The 17,614-nt window shown below is 61.9% G+C and carries 13 protein-coding genes and 1 pseudogene; 6 read left to right on the forward strand and 8 right to left on the reverse strand.

What is annotated here, in order from left to right; genetic code table 11:
- Nucleotides 1–5: 5 nt before the first annotated feature.
- The 3 genes from glgB to LT40_RS11090 form a co-directional block, all read right to left on the reverse strand.
- Nucleotides 6–2,249 (reverse strand): 1,4-alpha-glucan branching protein GlgB, encoded by a 2,244-nt coding sequence (glgB, locus tag LT40_RS11080; RefSeq protein WP_043189962.1) that lies wholly within the window; start codon nt 2,247–2,249, stop codon nt 6–8.
- Complete coding sequence (gene treS, locus LT40_RS11085; RefSeq protein ID WP_043189966.1) at nt 2,246–5,569, reverse strand: maltose alpha-D-glucosyltransferase; 3,324 nt, start codon at nt 5,567–5,569, stop codon at nt 2,246–2,248. The genes glgB and treS overlap by 4 nt, the downstream gene beginning before the upstream one ends.
- Before the next feature lie 95 nt (nt 5,570–5,664).
- Complete coding sequence (locus tag LT40_RS11090) at nt 5,665–7,692, reverse strand: alpha-1,4-glucan--maltose-1-phosphate maltosyltransferase (protein ID WP_052393400.1); 2,028 nt, start codon at nt 7,690–7,692, stop codon at nt 5,665–5,667.
- 220 nt (nt 7,693–7,912) lie between these two features.
- Here LT40_RS11090 and LT40_RS21750 point away from each other — a divergent pair, with 220 nt between their 5' ends.
- From LT40_RS21750 to LT40_RS11100, 3 genes are all read left to right on the forward strand, one after another.
- Nucleotides 7,913–8,077 (forward strand): hypothetical protein, encoded by a 165-nt coding sequence (locus LT40_RS21750; protein ID WP_167335526.1) that lies wholly within the window; start codon nt 7,913–7,915, stop codon nt 8,075–8,077.
- A gap of 105 nt (nt 8,078–8,182) precedes the next feature.
- Complete coding sequence (mapR, locus tag LT40_RS11095; RefSeq protein ID WP_043189969.1) at nt 8,183–9,598, forward strand: GntR family transcriptional regulator MpaR; 1,416 nt, start codon at nt 8,183–8,185, stop codon at nt 9,596–9,598.
- Nucleotides 9,599–9,973: 375 nt separating this feature from the next.
- Entirely contained in the window at nt 9,974–11,362 is a 1,389-nt protein-coding gene (locus LT40_RS11100) for an MFS transporter (protein WP_043189972.1), read from the forward strand.
- Nucleotides 11,363–11,415: 53 nt separating this feature from the next.
- Here the strand turns inward: LT40_RS11100 and LT40_RS11105 are convergent, their stop codons facing one another.
- A complete protein-coding gene (locus LT40_RS11105) occupies nt 11,416–11,952 on the reverse strand; it encodes a hypothetical protein (RefSeq protein ID WP_043189976.1) in 537 nt (178 codons plus the stop codon).
- A gap of 316 nt (nt 11,953–12,268) precedes the next feature.
- Here LT40_RS11105 and LT40_RS11110 point away from each other — a divergent pair, with 316 nt between their 5' ends.
- The 3 genes from LT40_RS11110 (at nt 12,269) to LT40_RS11120 (ending at nt 14,313) form a co-directional block, all read left to right on the forward strand.
- Nucleotides 12,269–13,564: an Nramp family divalent metal transporter gene (locus tag LT40_RS11110; RefSeq protein WP_043189980.1), complete on the forward strand. Its 1,296-nt coding sequence runs from the start codon at nt 12,269–12,271 to the stop codon at nt 13,562–13,564.
- Nucleotides 13,565–13,709: 145 nt separating this feature from the next.
- The gene (locus tag LT40_RS11115) at nt 13,710–14,045 is read left to right on the forward strand and encodes a hypothetical protein (protein ID WP_043189983.1); all 336 of its coding nucleotides are present in this window, start codon (nt 13,710–13,712) and stop codon (nt 14,043–14,045) included.
- Nucleotides 14,046–14,079: 34 nt separating this feature from the next.
- Nucleotides 14,080–14,313 carry a hypothetical protein gene (locus LT40_RS11120; protein ID WP_043189986.1) on the forward strand — a complete coding sequence of 78 codons (234 nt, stop codon included), beginning with the start codon at nt 14,080–14,082 and terminating at the stop codon, nt 14,311–14,313.
- A 30-nt stretch (nt 14,314–14,343) separates the two neighbouring features.
- Here LT40_RS11120 and LT40_RS11125 read toward each other — a convergent pair whose 3' ends face one another.
- From LT40_RS11125 to LT40_RS11140, 4 genes and pseudogenes are all read right to left on the reverse strand, one after another.
- On the reverse strand, nt 14,344–14,574 hold the full coding sequence (locus LT40_RS11125; RefSeq protein ID WP_043189989.1) for a hypothetical protein: 231 nt from the start codon (nt 14,572–14,574) through the stop codon (nt 14,344–14,346).
- A 160-nt stretch (nt 14,575–14,734) separates the two neighbouring features.
- Complete coding sequence (locus LT40_RS11130) at nt 14,735–16,153, reverse strand: short-chain fatty acid transporter (protein ID WP_043189992.1); 1,419 nt, start codon at nt 16,151–16,153, stop codon at nt 14,735–14,737.
- A gap of 55 nt (nt 16,154–16,208) precedes the next feature.
- Nucleotides 16,209–16,865, reverse strand: coding sequence for a CoA transferase subunit B (locus LT40_RS11135; RefSeq protein WP_043189994.1), 657 nt, complete (start codon nt 16,863–16,865; stop codon nt 16,209–16,211).
- Between the two features lie 39 nt (nt 16,866–16,904).
- A pseudogene (locus LT40_RS11140) lies at nt 16,905–17,602 on the reverse strand (CoA transferase subunit A).
- Nucleotides 17,603–17,614: the final 12 nt, after the last annotated feature.

The following is a 17,614-nucleotide window of genomic DNA, read 5'->3' on the forward strand; positions in this document are numbered from 1 at the left end:
GGATATCAGCCCTGGGTATCGGCCCGGGTAGGACGCAGAATCAGCACACCCAGAGGTGGCAGGTTGAGGTTGATAGCGTGCGGCTGGCCGTGGCTGCCCTCCTCGCTGGCAAACACCTTGCCGCCGTTACCGAAGTTGGAGCCCGCATACTGCTCGGCGTCGCTGTTGAGCAGCTCTTCCCACTCACCACCGAACGGCACGCCGACGGTGTAAGCCTCGCGTGGCACCGGTGTGAAGTTGGCAACCACCAGCACCGGCTCGTTATCAGCGCTCCAGCGCAGCCAGGCGAACACGCTGTTGGTGGCGTCGTCACCGATTACCCACTGGAAGCCTTCGGGCTGGCAGTCCTGTTGATGCAAGGCCGGCACGTCTCGGTACAGGCGGTTCAAGTCGGCGACCAATTGCTGCACGCCCGAGTGTTCGGAGTACTGCGTCAGGTACCAATCCAACTGATGGTCGTGGTTCCACTCGCGCCACTGGCCGAACTCGCAGCCCATGAACAGCAGCTTCTTACCTGGATGCGTCCACATGAAGGTCAGGTAGGCACGCAGGTTGGCGAATTGCTGCCAGCGGTCACCCGGCATCTTGTCGATCAGCGAGTGCTTGCCGTGCACCACTTCGTCGTGGGAAATCGGCAGGACGAAGTTTTCGGAATAGGCGTACACCAGACCGAAGCTGAGTTCGCTGTGGTGATGATTGCGATGGATCGGGTCATTCTGGATGTAGTTGAGGGTGTCGTGCATCCAGCCCATGTTCCACTTGTAGTCGAAGCCCAGGCCGCCTTCCTGCGTAGGCTGGGTCACGCCCGGCCAGGCAGTGGATTCCTCGGCGATGACCATGGCCCCCGGTGCTTCCTGTTTCACTACGTCGTTGAGGTGACGCAGGAACGCGATGGTTTCCAGGTTCTCTCTGCCACCGTACTCGTTAGGCACCCATTCGCCAGCCTTGCGCGAATAGTCGCGGTACAGCATCGAGGCCACGGCATCCACACGCAGGCCATCGATGTGGAACTGCTTGAGCCAGTGCACAGCGGAGGCAATCATGAAGCCGTGCACCTCGGTGCGGCCCAGGTTGTAGATCAAGGTGTTCCAGTCCTGGTGAAAGCCTTCCAGTGGGTTGTGGTACTCGTACAGCGCTGTGCCGTCGAAGTTCGCCAAGCCGTGCTCATCGGTCGGGAAATGCGCAGGCACCCAATCCAGGATCACACCGATATTGGCTTTGTGGCAGGCATTGACGAACGCCGCGAAGTCTTCCGGCGTGCCATAGCGAGCCGATGGCGCGAACTGCGACAGCGGCTGGTAGCCCCACGAACCACCGAAGGGGTGTTCCATGATCGGCAGCAGCTCGATGTGGGTGAAGCCCATCTTCTGCACGTAGGGGATCAGGCGCTCGGCCAGCTCGTGCCAGTTGTACGGGCGAACGACTTCACCTGCTTCGTCCAACTCGCACATCCACGAACCGGCGTGCAGCTCGTAGATCGATTGCGGTGCACCGACGGCGTGACGCTCGCCGCGGGTGTTCAACCAGGCATCGTCGTCCCAGGCGAACTGCATGGGCTTGGCCACGCGCGAAGCAGTAGAAGGCGGCAGTTCGGTGCACAGGGCGATGGGGTCGGCCTTCAGTGGCAGGATGCCGTGCTGACCAAGAATTTCGTACTTGTAGGGTTCACCGGGCTGCAGGCCGGGAATGAACAGCTCCCAGACACCGGAAGGAGTACGGTGACGCATGGGGTGACGACGGCCGTCCCAGACGTTGAAATCGCCGACCACCGAAACGCGTTTGGCGTTGGGCGCCCAGACCGCAAAACGCGTACCTTGTACGCCTTCCATCTCGATGAACTGTGCACCGAAGACGGTGCCGAGGTTGCGATGCTTGCCCTCGGCGAACAGGTAGATGTCCGTTTCGCCCAGCAGGTTGCCGTAGCTGTAGGGGTCTTCGCTGACCTGAACGCCACCGGCCCACTGCACACGCAGCAGATAAGGTTGCGCTTGCTCGATGTGGCCGGTAAATATCCCGGGTACGTCACCCTGGTCCAGCATGGTCAAGGGATGGCCCCCGTCCTTGGCCAATACCTGCACGCTCAAAGCCGTCGGCAGATAGGCGCGGATATAGCTGCCCGTGCCACCGTCGCTGTGGGCGCCCAGAACCGAGAACGGATCGGCATGGTCGGCACGGACCAGCGCCTCGATATCGGCTTTTGCCAGCAACGCGCCGGAATCACGCTTGCCCTGTTCGCTGTGCGCACTCATTGTTTATTCTCCCTCGTACTCAAGAGCCCGAACAGTCCGTGCAAGGGCACGGCCAACCAGCTCGGGCGATTCTCCGCTTCATAAGCAATCTCGTAGGCAGCCTTTTCCAGGCTGAACAGATCCAGTGCAGCGCGGGCGCCGTCGGCGGCCTGCCACTGATGGGGCACGGCCTGGGTCGCCAGGTCATACGCCGTGATGAAAGCCTGCCGGGCTTGCGCCAGGTAACGCTTGGCCACGCGCTGGCGCGCCGCCGTCGCTTCTTCGGATGCATCGGTGCTTTGCACATTGCGGACCGCCATGGCGGCCGCGTAATCGAACGAGCGCAGCACCCCGCCGACGTCTTTGTAGGGGCTGTATTTGGCCCGGCGCTCTTCGAGGGGCCTTGCAGGCTCGCCCTCGAAATCGATCAGGTAGGCATCGCCTTGCACCACCAGCATCTGGCCCAGGTGCAGGTCGCCGTGCACACGCATGATCAAGCCACCGACCGCCTGTTTGCTCAACTGCTCGACATGGGCCAGCAGCGTGTCACGCTCGCTGAGCAGTTCGGCAACCAGCGCCTGGTCCTGCTCGGCGAAATCGGCGCGGCGCTGCTCGAGCAGGCCCAGGGCCCGCTCGACCTGGCTGCAGATGCTGTCGGTCCAGGCTTGGGCGTCTTTCTCGGTGCTGACGCGAGCCAGGAAGTCGGCCTGCGCACCCGGCGCGGCCAGGGCCACATGCATTTCGCCCAGCCGCTGGCCGAGCATACCGGCAAAGTCAGCCAGTTCACCCAGGGCGTCGTAGCGCTGGCCCTGTTCGGAATGGGCGAACGCCATTTCATCGCGAATGGCGCGCTCGAGGTTGTTCTGGGTCCACTCCCAGGCATCGCCCTGATTGTTCAGGTAGCCCTGGGCGATCATCAGCAGATGAGGCGTGCCACTGGCATCCACGCGGCTGACCGAGCCCATCAGCGGCGAAATGTTGGCGTAACCAGCCGCGGTCAGGTAAGCCCCCATTTCCAGCTCCGGGTGAATCCCGCCACTGACCCGGCGAATCATTTTTAGTACCAGGCTGCCGCCGATCACGACCGAGCTGTTGGACTGCTCGGCCGACAGGTAGCGGATGACCGAGGTCTCGTTCAGGTTCAAGCCAGCCAGATGATCGGTGGCCTTGAAATGGATCTCACCTTCACCCGTTGCCAGAGTCTGGTCGGCCTGCAGGCCATCGATGACCGAGTGGATGAAGCTTTCCAGCACGAAGGCATCGGTGATCAGGCCGACTTCACGACCACGTCGGACCCGTGACAGTGCCAGCTGCAAGGGCAGCGGCGAACCGCTGTGTTCTTCGGGGATGAAGCCGAACGGGAACTGGTAGCGGCTGGTCTGCCCACCGGCCGTGACTTCCAGCTCGCTGAGCAGCACCGGGTTCGTCTTCGTGCCGAAGCGCACGCCATAGGCGATACGCAGGTTGTCGATGGCTACGTCCTTGCCGCCGAACCATCGCCGCTTGGGCAGGTACTGCATCAGGGAAGTGTGTTCCAGAGTGCTGCGCGACGGCTCGTCGAGCAGCTCCTCCATCCGTTGTTTCAAAACCAGGGTCTGGAAGTCAGGCATGCTTTGGGCCGGTTCGACGTGCCAACTCGGCATCTGGGTTTCACTGGCGAGCAGGAACCAATAGAAGCCGTAAGGAGGCAGGGTCAGCAGAAAATTCAGCTGACCGATGGGTGGGAAGGCGCTGCCGCCGAGCATTTCCACCGGCACCATGCCGGCGTACGGGGACAGATCCAATTCAGCCGCTTGGGCGGCACGCGAGACGTTGGCGACACACAACACGATCTCGGTCTTGCCATCGCTACCGGTGTATTCGCGCACATAGGCCAGAATGCGCCGGTTGGTCGGCGTGAGCATGGTCAGGCTGCCGCGGCCGAAGGCCTTCTGCTGGCGACGCACGGCGAGCATGCGCCGGGTCCAGTTGAGCAGCGAGTGCGGGTCGTTGGCCTGGGTCTCGACGTTGACCGATTGGTAGCCGTACAGCGGATCCATGATCGGCGGCAGCACCAGGCTGGCTGGGTCGGCGCGAGAAAAGCCGCCGTTGCGGTCGATCGACCACTGCATGGGCGTGCGTACGCCGTCGCGGTCGCCCAGGTAGATGTTGTCGCCCATGCCGATCTCGTCACCGTAATACAGGGTCGGTGTACCGGGCATGGACAACAGCAGGCTGTTCAGCAGCTCGACCCGGCGACGGTCGCGCTCGAGCAGCGGCGCCAGGCGGCGACGAATGCCGAGGTTGATGCGCGCGCGGCTGTCGGCGGCGTAGTAATTCCACAGGTAATCGCGCTCACGGTCGGTGACCATTTCCAGGGTCAGTTCATCGTGGTTGCGCAGAAAGATCGCCCACTGGCAATTGGCCGGGATCGCCGGGGTCTGGCGCAGGATGTCGGTGACCGGGAAGCGGTCTTCCTGGGCCAGTGCCATGTACATGCGCGGCATCAACGGGAAGTGGAAGGCCATGTGGCATTCGTCGCCGTTGTCGCCCTTGGCATCGCCGAAATACAGCTGGGTGTCCTCGGGCCATTGGTTGGCTTCGGCCAACAGCATGCGGTCCGGGTAGTTGGCATCGATCTCGGCACGGATCTGCTTGAGCACCTGGTGCGTCTCGGTCAGGTTCTCGTTGTTGGTGCCGTCGCGTTCGATCAGGTACGGAATGGCGTCCAGGCGCAGGCCGTCGATGCCCATGTCCAGCCAATAGCGCATGACATCGATGACCGCCTTCATCACCTGCGGGTTATCGAAATTCAGGTCGGGCTGGTGGGAATAGAAACGGTGCCAGAAATACTGGCCGGCCACCGGGTCCCAGGTCCAGTTGGATTTCTCGGTGTCGAGGAAAATGATCCGTGTGCCGTCGTACTTCTCGTCGGTGTCGGACCACACGTAGAAATCGCGCGCCTTGGAGCCTTTCTTGGCTTTGCGCGCCCGCTGAAACCAGGGGTGCTGGTCGGAGGTGTGGTTGATCACCAGTTCGGTGATCACCCGCAGGCCACGCTTGTGCGCTTCGTTGATGAAGCGCCGGGCATCGGCCAATGTCCCGTAGTCGGGATGTACCGCCTTGTACTCGGCAATGTCGTAGCCGTCGTCGCGACGCGGCGAGGGATAGAACGGCAACAGCCAAATGGTATTCACGCCCAGGTCGGCAATGTAGTCGAGTTTGGCGATCAACCCCGGAAAGTCACCGATCCCGTCGTTGTCGGAGTCAAAGAACGACTTGACGTGGACTTGGTAGATCACCGCGTCCTTGTACCAGAGCGGGTCATCGATGAACGCTTGTGACCGGGGCTTTTTCGCCATTGTCGTTTCCTTGTCTTGAGCGGCTAGGCAACATTGAGTGCAGGTACGACGTGGTGTGCAGCGTAGTGGTGTAGCGCACAGGGCAGAGCCCTGCGCTAGGGTTGTACGCGGGTGATCCTCCAGATGCCGAACGGTTGGTAACCCGGGTCGATACGCATGAACTGGGTCTTGCCGTGCCACGTCCAGCGGTGCCCGGTCATCAGGTCCTCGCCATTGGTAGCGGCATCGTCATCCAGGCCCAGCTCCCACAATGGCAGTTCGAAATGCGCTTCCTGCACATTGCGCGGGTCCAGGTTGACCGCGACCAGAACATAGTTGCTGCGGTCGGCGGTGCGCTTGCCGAAATACAGGATGTTGTCGTTGTAGCACTGAAAGAACTCGACGCCCAGATGAGTTTGCAGGGCCGGGTTCTGCCGACGGATACGATTGAGCTGGGCGATCTCGGCAATGATGTTGCCCGGCGCCGTGTAGTCCCGCGGACGGATCTCGTATTTCTCCGAGTCCAGGTACTCTTCCTTGCCGGGAATGGGCGCCGATTCGCACAGTTCGAAACCTGAATACATACCCCACAGGCCAGAGCCCATGGTGGCTAGCGCAGCACGAATCAGGAACCCGGCGCGGCCGCTGTCGTGCAGGAAGAACGGGTTGATGTCCGGCGTGTTGACGAAAAAGTTCGGCCGGTAGCAGTGTGCCCAAGGAGCCTGGTTCAACTGCGTGAAATAGGTGGTCAGCTCAGGCTTGGTGTTGCGCCAGGTGAAGTAGGTGTAGCTCTGCGAGTAACCGACCTTGCCCAAGCGCGCCATCATCGCAGGCTTGGTGAAGGCTTCGGCAAGGAACATCACGCTGGGGTCCTTGCTACGGATATCGGCGATCAACCATTGCCAGAACGGCAGCGGCTTGGTGTGCGGATTGTCGACGCGGAAAATCTTCACGCCCTCTTCGACCCAACCCCAGACAACGTCACGCAGCTCGGTCCATAGGCCTGGCACCGCGTCGGCCGCGTAGAAATCGACGTTGACGATGTCCTGGTATTTCTTCGGCGGGTTTTCCGCATAGCGGATGGTGCCATCCGGGCGCCAGCTGAACCAGCCCGGATGCTCCTTGAGCCACAGGTGATCCTGCGAGCACTGGATGGCGAAATCCAGGGCGATTTCCAGACCGTGCTCGGCCGCTGCGGCCACCAGGTTGCGGAAATCCTCGCGGGTGCCCAGTTGTGGGTGAATGGCGTCGTGGCCACCCTCGGCGCTGCCGATGGCGTAAGGGCTGCCGGGATCGTCCGGGCCTGCCGTGAGGGAGTTGTTCGGGCCCTTGCGGTGCGCCCGTCCGATCGGATGGATCGGCGGGAAATACAGCACGTCGAAATTCATGTCGCGAATCATCGGCAGGCGGCTGTGCACGTCATTGAAGGTGCCGTGGCGCGCCTTGTCGTCGGTGATCGAGCGAGGGAACAGCTCATACCAACTAGCGAACTGGGCCAGCTCGCGTTCCACGTCCAGGGCGTACTCGATGCTGGAGCACAGAAACGCACGATGATCGGCCAACGACATCAGGGCCTGGGTGTCACGCTGCAACAGCAGCGCAACCTTGGCGTCCTGATCCAGCCCCTGCAATTCATCGTGCAACTGACGCAGCTGCCGTGCCAGGGTGTCCTGACTGCGGGCGGCGGCTTGTTCGAGGTGAACGCGGCCCTCTTCCAGCTCCAATTCGATGGTCACGCCAGCGGCGTACTTCTTTTCCAATTCGTAGCGGTAACTGGCGAACTGGTCGATCCAGGCGTCGATGCAGTAGGCGTGGGTGCCCACGCTGTCGATGACCAGCTCGGCTTCCCAGCTGTCGTTGCCCAGTTCGCGCATGCTCGTGCTGTGCCAGGTGTCGGAGCCCGCCTCGTGCCAGCGCAGGACCACGGCCATCTTGTCGTGGCCGTCGGCATAGACCTTGGTGCTGACCGTGATGCTCTGGCCAACGATGGCCTTGACGGCGAACTGGCCACCGTCGATGGCAGGCTGTGTGTCTTCGATCACGATCCGTGGCAACAGCAGCGCCTGGGACAGGCTCAGCACGTGGTCTGGAGTCTGTGCGTCGGTCGCGTTCTGGTCCGCTTGGATAGTTTGATCAGCCGTCATCGAGCCTCGCTCCTGTGCGTCACCTGGACGCTGTTGTGCTTGTGCAAGCGGTGAAGTGAACCGGGTTTGTCTATCGCTTAGGTTCGGAGCCGGGGCGGCAGGGAAAGTTCATATGCCTTTGCAGCGTGCAACAGCCTTTCATGGAGCCAAATGGGCTTCTGCGCTGTCCACCGCAGGCACTACTCTTCCTCATAGTCTTCCACCCTGCCGAGGTAGCGCCATGAACCTTCCGCTTCCACCCGGAACACCGGATCCCAACATCGACCAGCCCAACCTGCCACCGCCGGTGCCTCAGGACGAACCTGAAGGTGTGCCGGTGCAGCCGACGGTACCGCCCACTCCCGTGGGCGACCCGCCCATCGACCCGGCGCCGATCCAGGCCTGAGGGCAGCGCACACAGCCGGCCTACTGCACGCATGCGGTCTGTCGGCTGTCCGCGAAGCGGTCCGGCTGGCATAGTGCAGGCCTTGCCGATGAAACCAGGCCGGTCATGAAACGCTACGAGAAATTTGCCCACCACATTGCCGAGCTCATTCGCACCGGCGTGCTCAAGCCTGATGAGCGCGTCCCCTCGGTGCGCCACGCCAGCCAGACCCACGGCGTGAGCCCCTCGACGGTGTTCCAGGCCTACTACCTGCTGGAGCGGCGTGGCTTGATCCGCGCCCGACCGCGCTCCGGTTACTACGTCAACGCGCTGGCCGAGCGTGCGCTGGCCGAACCTCTGGTGGAAACCCAGGCACTGGCCGAATCGACCGATGTCGACGTCAGTGAACTGGTGTTCTCCATTCTCGATTCGATCAAAGACCCCAACACGGTAGCACTGGGTTCGGCTTTTCCCAGCCCCGAGTTGTTTCCCCTGCCCCGCCTGGCACGCTCGCTGGCCAGCACCAGCCGCGCCATGCACCCGCGCGAGACGGTGACCGACCTGTCTCCTGGCAGCCCCGAGCTGCGTCGGCAGATCGCCTTGCGCTACAACATTGCCGGGGTAAACCTGCCGGTCGATGAACTGCTGATCACCAATGGCGCGCTGGAAGCACTGAACCTGTGCCTGCAGGCGGTGACCGAACCGGGTGACATGGTGGCCATCGAGGCGCCGGCCTTCTATGCCTGCCTGCAAGTATTGGAGCGGCTCAAGCTCAAGGCGGTGGAGATTCCCACCCATCCGCGCGACGGGCTGGACGTGGATGCGCTGGCCAACGCGCTGCAGCGGCTACCGATCAAGGCATGCTGGTGCATGCCCAATTTTCAGAATCCGATCGGTGCGAGCATGCCCGACGCGCGCAAGCGCCAGTTGGTGGCGCTGTTGCACCAGCACCAGGTGCCCTTGATAGAGGACGATGTGTACGCCGAACTGTATTTCGGCCAGCACGCGCCGCGTCCGGCCAAGGCCTACGACAGCGAGGGTTGGGTGCTGCACTGCGGCTCGTTTGCCAAGAGCCTGGCACCGGGCTACCGCATCGGCTGGGTGGCGGCCGGGCGCTTCGCGCAGAAGGTCGAGCGGCTGAAGATCATGACGTCGATCTGCGCGTCGGTACCCGGCCAGGCGGCGATTGCCGATTACCTGCAGCACGGCGGCTACGATCGCCATCTGCATCGGCTGCGGGATGCATTGCAGGGTCAACAGCACGCGATGATGGCAGCGATCGCGCGGTGTTTTCCCGAAGAGACTCGGGTGAGTCGCCCCGAGGGCGGTTATTTCCTGTGGCTGGAGCTACCGGCTCGCGTGGATTCGCTGCAATTGTTCCGCCTGGCACTGGCGCAGGGCATCAGCATCGCGCCGGGACCGATTTTTTCCGCCAGTGGGCGTTTTAGCAATTGCATTCGTTTGAATTACGGCACGCCCATGGACAAGGTGCAGCTGGCAGCCATGCAGACATTGGGCAATCTGGTGCGTGATCTGGCCTGATCCACAGCACTGGCCGCCGACGCGGCCCGGGCAGCGTATAGACCTCCAACAAATGTGTGCGATCAGCGGCTAGAATAGCAAGCTAGCTAGGCAATGAGGCAGAGCGGTATCGTCCTGACGGGCCGCGGCGCAACCGCTCTAGAACGCTGCTTGCAGTTGAAACCCGAACACACTTGGGGCAGTCTTGCAGGCAGAACGGCCAGGTGATCCATGCAACCCGGCTGTGCGTCCGTATTGACACTGATTCAGCACCACTGCTAAACATTAACTACCCAGTTAGTTTTGCTCTTCTCCCCCGCATGCAACCTTGCCTGCACGGGTCGAAACGAAGCCAACGGTTCCAATGCTTCATAATAAAAACAACGGAGACACAGCATGGCGCATGCTCAGTCAGAATCGCACGGCTCGAAGCAAACCAAGAAGGCCACCGCCAGCGGGTGGGTCGGTTCCGCCCTGGAATACTACGACTTCTTCATCTATGCCCAGGCCGCGGCGCTGATTTTCCCACAGATATTCTTTCCCAACACCGACCCCAAGGTCGCCATCGTCGCCTCCCTGGCCACCTACGGCGTGGGCTACGTTGCCCGCCCCATCGGTGCGTTTTTCCTGGGTCACTGGGGTGACACCCGCGGCCGCAAGAACGTCTTGCTGCTGTGCATGTTCCTCATGGGCTTCGCGACCATGGCCGTGGGCCTGCTGCCCACCTACAGCCAGGTCGGCCTGTGGGCACCGGCCATGCTGGTGGTGCTGCGCCTGATCCAGGGCTTCGCGGTGGCCGGGGAGATTTCCGGGGCCAGTTCGATGATCCTTGAACATGCGCCCTTCGGCAGACGGGGCTACTACGCCAGCTTTACCCTGCAAGGCGTGCAGGCTGGGCAGATCTTCGCAGCGGCGATCTTCCTGCCACTGGCCTACTTCATGCCGGAAGAAGCGTTCAACTCGTGGGGCTGGCGGATTCCGTTCCTGCTCAGCGCCGTGGTGCTGATCGCCGGCTACATCATCCGCCGCGAGGTCAACGAAACCCCGGCCTTCGAAACCGAGGGCGCACGCGCTGCCATCCCGAAATCCCCGGTCCTCGAAGCGTTCAAGCACAGCTGGCGCAACATGGGCCTGGTCATGTGCATGGCACTGATGAACGTGATTCCAGTGGTTGCCACCATCTTCGGCGCCGCCTACGCGGTGCAACCGGCCTACGGTGTCGGTTTCGCCAAGAGCGTGTACCTGTGGATTCCGGTAGTCGGCAACCTGGTAGCGGTGTGCATCATCCCCTTCGTCGGCAACCTCTCCGACCGAATCGGCAGACGTCCGATGATCATCGGCGGCGCCCTCAGCTCCGGCATCCTGTCGTTCTTCTACCTGTATGCGATCAGCATCCACAACGTGCCGCTGGCCTTCGGTATGTCGATCCTGATGTGGGGCGTGTTCTACCAGGGCTACAACGCCGTGTTCCCAAGCTTCTACCCCGAGCTGTTCGAAACTCGCTACCGCGTATCGGCCATGGCCATCTCGCAGAACGTGGGTACCTTGATCACTGCCCTGCTACCGGCACTGTTCGCCGCCATGGCACCGCCCGGCTCCACCAACATTCCGATGGTCGTCGGTTCGCTGGCCCTGGGCGTGTGCTGCATCGCAGCCCTGGCAGCGTTCACCGCCAAGGAGACCTACCGTATCCCCATGGCCGATCTGGGTAAGCCCGATGCCGCGGCGGTCGATTCTCAGGAATACGAGCGCAGTCGCCAGCAGGCAATGAGCTCGGTACGTTGATCCGCTAACCTGCCACACCCGAAGGCCCCTGCATCTGCAGGGGCCTTCTGCATTCAGCCGCCTGGATTGGTGTATTGCGCATACACCGCAAAAACGCCGAGTATCGCCCACAGCACACTGAACAGAAACGGTGACCTCATGGAGAACATCAACGCTCCGCGCCAGCGCTTCTCGTTCGATTCGCGCTCGCTGAACAGCGGCGATTCATCGTAGGCTGCACCCATCGCCGGCTCGCTGTCGAGCAACTGGCTCTGCTTGAAGTGCCAGTGATCGATGATGTCGTAGGCCGAACGGATGCCCGGCCAGGCATGCAGCGAACTCACCAGACCGAACAACGCCAGTAGCGGCGGAACGACCAGGGTGAACAGCTTGCCCCACTCCGGGTTGAGATTGGCCATGGACGAGGCATAGGCGATGACCAGAAACGACTGCGCGGACAGGTAGGCGTCGGTACGGTTGGATAGGATGGAGGTTTCGTACTGGATTTCCTTGCGGTAGAAATCCAGGCGGTCCTTGGGGGTACCGAACATGAGCACGTCGGCCTTGGCATTGGCCGGGGGCGTTATGTCATCGACGATGATCTTCGACATGGCTGCATTCCTTTTGCGGTAAGGCTCATAAGAAGGCCATTCACCCGGTTGGTTCAGCCGCGTGCGTTTTCTGTAGCAGCGGCGCGAGCCGCGTCCGGCGTCACCGCATTCCATCAGGCACATTGCGTGCATCGCCGACGCGGCTTGCGCCGCTGCTACAGGGATTGCGCACGCTTGCCGGGGATGGAACAAAACGCCCTTCCCGGCGAGAAACATCCACTTACACCTTTTGCAACTTGTCAGGTCATATGACATCCTAACTCATGCTTGAATAACCCCCTGTTCCATCCACAAAAACAACAAAGGGAATTCACCCATGACGAGTACCCACTCGCTCGAAAAGAAGGCGGCCGCCCCCACGACTCGCCTGGGCAGGCTCGCCAAGATCGTCGGACCGGGCATCATCGCCGTCCTGTCATGGCTGGGCGCCGGCGATTTGATCACCTCCTCCGTGGCCGGTGCCAACTATGGCTACGCCATGATGTGGGTGCTGGCCGTGTCGCTGCTGCTCCGGTTCCTCATCGTCAACATCATTGCCCGCTTCCAGCTCTGCAACAACCAAGGCATGACCATCCTGCAGGGCTATGCGCAGCTGCATCCCTTTTTCGCCTGGTTCATGTTGGGCTACGCGCTGATCATGGGTCACCTGACCAACGCCTACATGATCAAAGGTGCCGGTGAAGCATTGGCAACCCTGCTGCACATCGATTATCCGCTGTTGGCTTCCTTTGCCGTGGTGCTGGGTGTGTGGCTGCTGGTAGGTCGCAACATCTACTCGCTGATCGAAGGCGTGATGAAAGGCTTGCTGGCCTTGATGACCCTGGCGTTCATGGCACTGGCGATCATGTCCAAACCGGACGTCGGCGGCATCCTGGCAGGTACCATCGGTTTCAGCATACCGCCTGACGAGGGCGTGCACGGTGCGCTGCTGGTAGCGGTGTCGGTGATCGGTGCGGTGGCCGGTTCCATCGCCAACTTCGTCCATCCCTACGTCATGCGCCAGAAAGGCTGGGTTGGCCCGGAGCACAAGCGCATTCAGCGTAACGATCTGCTGTTTGCAGTATTCGTCGGTATCATCATCAACCTGGCGATCTGGGTCGTCGGCGCGGAAATCCTGCGTCCCAACGGCATCGAAGTGAAAACCCTGGATGACCTGGGTGCGGCGCTGCAGATGTTCTTCGGCACCGGCGGCTGGTTGATCTTCTTCGTTGGCGTGTTCGCGACCCTGTTCGCCAGTATCGCCGGCAAGACCACGGCGTTCCCGATGCTGATCACCGATGCCTTCCAGCACATTCGTCCCGAGCGCCGCGAGAAGTATGGCAAGGAATTCCACCATGACCCGATGCACAAGTGGTTCATGCTGTTCATTCTGGTCACGCCGCTGGTGTGGTCGCTGCCGGGCATGCCCGACTTCGTGACCCTGACCATCGGTGTGAATGCGCTGAACATCATTGGCCTGCCAGTGATCTCCCTTGGCTTGCTGATCATGTCCAACCAGAAGAAGCTGCTCGGCAACTACCGCAACAACTGGTTCGAAAACATCGCACTGGGCTTTGCCACCATCCTGGCAGTCTGGGTCGCATTCCAACTCGGCACGCAACTGCTCGCCTGATCCTGCTGCTGCGGTATGTCCCCATACCGCAGCCCTTTCTCCGCTCCCAGCCCATCCTTTACAGACACCGTTCGTCGGCACGTGGGCACCACTGGCCGCAGCGCATAGCCCAATGCATGAAGCATTCACGAACAAGGAGAGCTCCATGAAAAGCCTGAAACGCATCAACGCCGCCCTGCTGGCAGGTCTATTGGCCGCAGCCGCCCTGCCCGCCTTGGCCGACAACAGCACCGGGCCGACCAACCCGGCCGCCAAGGGCACCGTACCTTCGGCAGTCGGCGTACCATCCGGTACCGGTACCAACATGTCCAATGGCAACACCGATGGCTCGGCCGCCCCGCGCGACGGCACCAGCACCCAGATCAAGCCGCAGAATACTGGCAACCCCGAAGGCAGCTCCATGGGCGGTGCAGTGACCAAGCCAGAATCGGGCAGCCACGACATGGGTGACGGCACTGGCTCCGAAGGCGGCAAGCACTGATTGGTCATGCACTCTTGAGCATCGGGAGAATGAGATGAGCGAACACACACCCGCGCCGAACGACGTCGATCGCCATACAGGCGACGCCGCGAACGCCACGCCCAATGATCCAGCGCTGGATCCGCAGGCTAGCCCGGATGCCAACGACCCGACCACGGCCGAAGGCAATCGCTTCAGCCCGGATTTCAAGTCCGAGCCAGAAGTCGACCCCGACGCACCTGCGGAGGCTGAAAATACTGACGCCGACATCGACACCGCTGGCGGCTGACCGCCATTTCAATGCCGGCAACAAGACCGCTCAGCGGCTGATGCGACTGCGCTCGTTGCGCACGTCGAAGATCAGTTGCCGAGCGACCTCGGAGCTGACCAGGCCTTGTTCCCTGAAGGCCTCGACCTTCCCTATGATCTGCACCGCTGCCTGATCCAAATCTCGGAAAGCGGCGGTATGCAGATTGCGGATTTCCTCGGCGATAACCCGACTCACCTGTTCGTTCTGGTCCGGACCGCCGCCCGCGCCGTTATCAAGCATTTCAATATCTCCCTACATCGGTTCACGATAGGTGGGCTTCCAGCCTGTCCCCATTCAACCTAGATGTGTACCCCGAGGGCGGGTTGCTGCGCAATAGCCACTACTGAATCAGTGGCTCGGCGGGGAGATATTCCCGATCAACGTAGCGCGGGCTGCTTGGTCAGGGTGCAATGGGCGGGGTATAGGCCAGTGTCGTGCCCAATGCCCAAAGCAGAAAGAGTACCAGCGGCGCGTGCACCAACAGCTGCACGAACGAAAACCCGATCAGGTCCCGCGCCTTCAACCCCAACACGCCCAGCAACGGCAGCATGTAGAACGGATTGATCAGGTTCGGCAGCGCCTCGGCGGCGTTGTAGATCTGCACTGCCCATCCCAGGTGGTATTGCAGTTCGTTGGCGACCTGCATGACGTAGGGCGCCTCGATGATCCATTTGCCCCCGCCCGATGGAATGAAGAACCCCAGCACCGCCGAATAGACGCCCATCAGTACCGCGTAAGTATCGTGCGAGGCGATCTGTACGAAGAAGGTCGAGATATGGTGGGCCAGAGTCTGTGCGTCGCCACCCTTGACCGTGGTCATGATCGCGGCGATCGAACCGTAGAGGGGAAACTGGATCAACACGCCAGTGGTCGTTGGCACTGCCCGGGCCACCGCGTCGAGAAAGCTGCGCGGGCGCCAGTGCAGCAACAGGCCCAGCATGATGAACAGGAAGTTATAGGTATTGAGCCCCGAAATGGCGGTGATGGCAGGCTTGGTGGAGAACTCGTGGAACAGCCACCCTGCGGCCAGCAGCACCAGGAAGATGGTGATCAGCGGGCTGTATTCCAGCCACTCGCCGGGCCGGCTGCGCTTGTTCAGTGGCGGCAGGCTGAAGGCCGGATCGATGCCGCAGGCCTGGGCATCACGGGCCGAGTTGGGGCCTGGTGCAGTGGCGTAGGCGACCACCAGGGACACCAGCACCAGTGCCAGCAACAGCACGCCCGATTGCCAGAGGAAGATCGTCTGGGTGAACGGAATCACTCCGGTAATGGAGAGAATCGACGGTGGCAGGCTGGCAGGGTTGGCCTGCAACTGCGCCGCCGAAGACGACAGGCCCAGAGCCCATACGGCGCCCAGCCCCAAGTAAGCCGCCGCACCGGCGGCGCGATAGTCCATGCGCAGGTCGGTGCGCCGCGCCAGTGCGCGCACCAGCAACCCGCCGAACACCAGCGACAGCCCCCAGTTGAGCAAAGACGCGACCATGGATATCAGCGCCACCCAGGCAACGGCCGAGCGACCGTTGCGCGGGATGCGCGCCAGCCGATCGATCAGCTTCACGGCCGGCGGTGAGCTGGCTACGACGTAGCCGCCGATCACCACGAACGCCATCTGCATGGTGAACGGGATCAGGCTCCAGAATCCATCGCCGAACGCGGTTGCCGTGGCCGTCGGAGTGCCGCCGATGGCCAGCGCCCCCAGCGCCACCAGCAACACCGCTACCGCGGCGAAGACGTAGGAGTCGGGGAACCAGCGCTCGGCCCAGCCCGAACAGCGCAGGGCGAAGCGAGCGTAGCGGCTCTCTTCCAGTTGTGCGGACATGGTGGTGTTTCCTTGTTGTTATAGGTAGAGAGCTGCAGGGGTTGGCAGAAAGTTGTCAGAAACGCATTTCGATCACGTCGTCGGCGATGATCAACTTGCCTGCCGTCTTCGCCTTGATCTCGTCGATGCTGACGCCCGGTGCCCGTTCCTTGAGGATGAACGCACCGTCCTCGATTTCCAGGTAGGCCAGGTCGGTCAGCACCTTGCGAATGCAGCCGGCGCCGGTCAGTGGCAGGCTGCACAGGGGCAACAGTTTCGACTCGCCGTCCTTGGATGCGTGAGTCATGGTCACGATGATGTTCTCCGCGCCCGCCACCAGGTCCATGGCCCCGCCCATGCCCTTGACCAGCTTGCCGGGGATCATCCACGAGGCAATGTTGCCCTGCACGTCCACCTCGAAGGCACCGAGCACGGTGAGGTCGACGTGGCCGCCGCGAATCATCGCGAACGACTGCGCCGAATCGAAGATAGAAGCGCCCTGGCGGGCGGTCACGGTCTGCTTGCCGGCATTGATCATGTCGGCATCGACGGTTTCCTCTGTGGGGAATTCGCCCATGCCCAGCAGGCCATTTTCCGATTGCAGCATCACATCGATGCCGTCCGGCACGTAGTTGGCCACCAGGGTCGGGATGCCGATGCCAAGGTTTACGTAGTAACCGTCTTGCAGTTCGCGCGCTACGCGCTGGGCCATTTGTTCGCGGGTCAGTGCCATGATGAAAACCTCGTGTGAAACAGGGCGAATGGGGACGATTCAGGCCTTGAGCGTGCGCTTCTCGATGCGCTTCTCGAAGGTGCCCTGGATCACCCGGTCAACGTAGATGCCGGGCGTATGGATGTGCTCTGGCAGCAGCACACCCGGCTCGACGATCTCCTCGACCTCGACCACGGTGATGCGCCCGGCGCTCGCGGCCAGCGGGTTGAAGTTCTGTGCGGTATGACGATAGACGACGTTGCCGAAATGGTCGGCCTTCCAGCCTTTGACGATGGCGAAATCACCCGTGATGGCCTGCTCCAGAATGTAGTGGCGGCCGTTGAATTCGCGCACTTCCTTGCCTTCGGCAATCGGTGTGCCGTAGCCGGTGGCCGTGAAAAACGCGGAGATGCCAGCGCCGCCGGCGCGCATCTTCTCGGCCAACGTGCCTTGGGGGTCAGTTCGACCTCGAGTTCGCCATCGAGCAGCTGCCGCTCGAACAGCGCGTTTTCGCCCACGTAGGAGGCGATCATCTTGCGGATCTGCCGGTCTTCGAGCAGTACGCCCAGGCCGAAGCCATCGACGCCACAGTTGTTGGACACCACCGTGAGGTCGCGCACGCCGAGCCGCTTGATCTCGGCAATGAGGTTTTCCGGGATGCCGCACAGGCCGAACCCGCCGGCCAGTACCGTCATGCCATCGCGCAGGCCATCGAGCGCCTGTGCGTAGGTTGCCACTCGCTTATCGAGTCCAGCCATGATCGTTCGCCT

The organism is Pseudomonas rhizosphaerae, assembly GCF_000761155.1.
Taxonomy (GTDB): domain Bacteria; phylum Pseudomonadota; class Gammaproteobacteria; order Pseudomonadales; family Pseudomonadaceae; genus Aquipseudomonas; species Aquipseudomonas rhizosphaerae.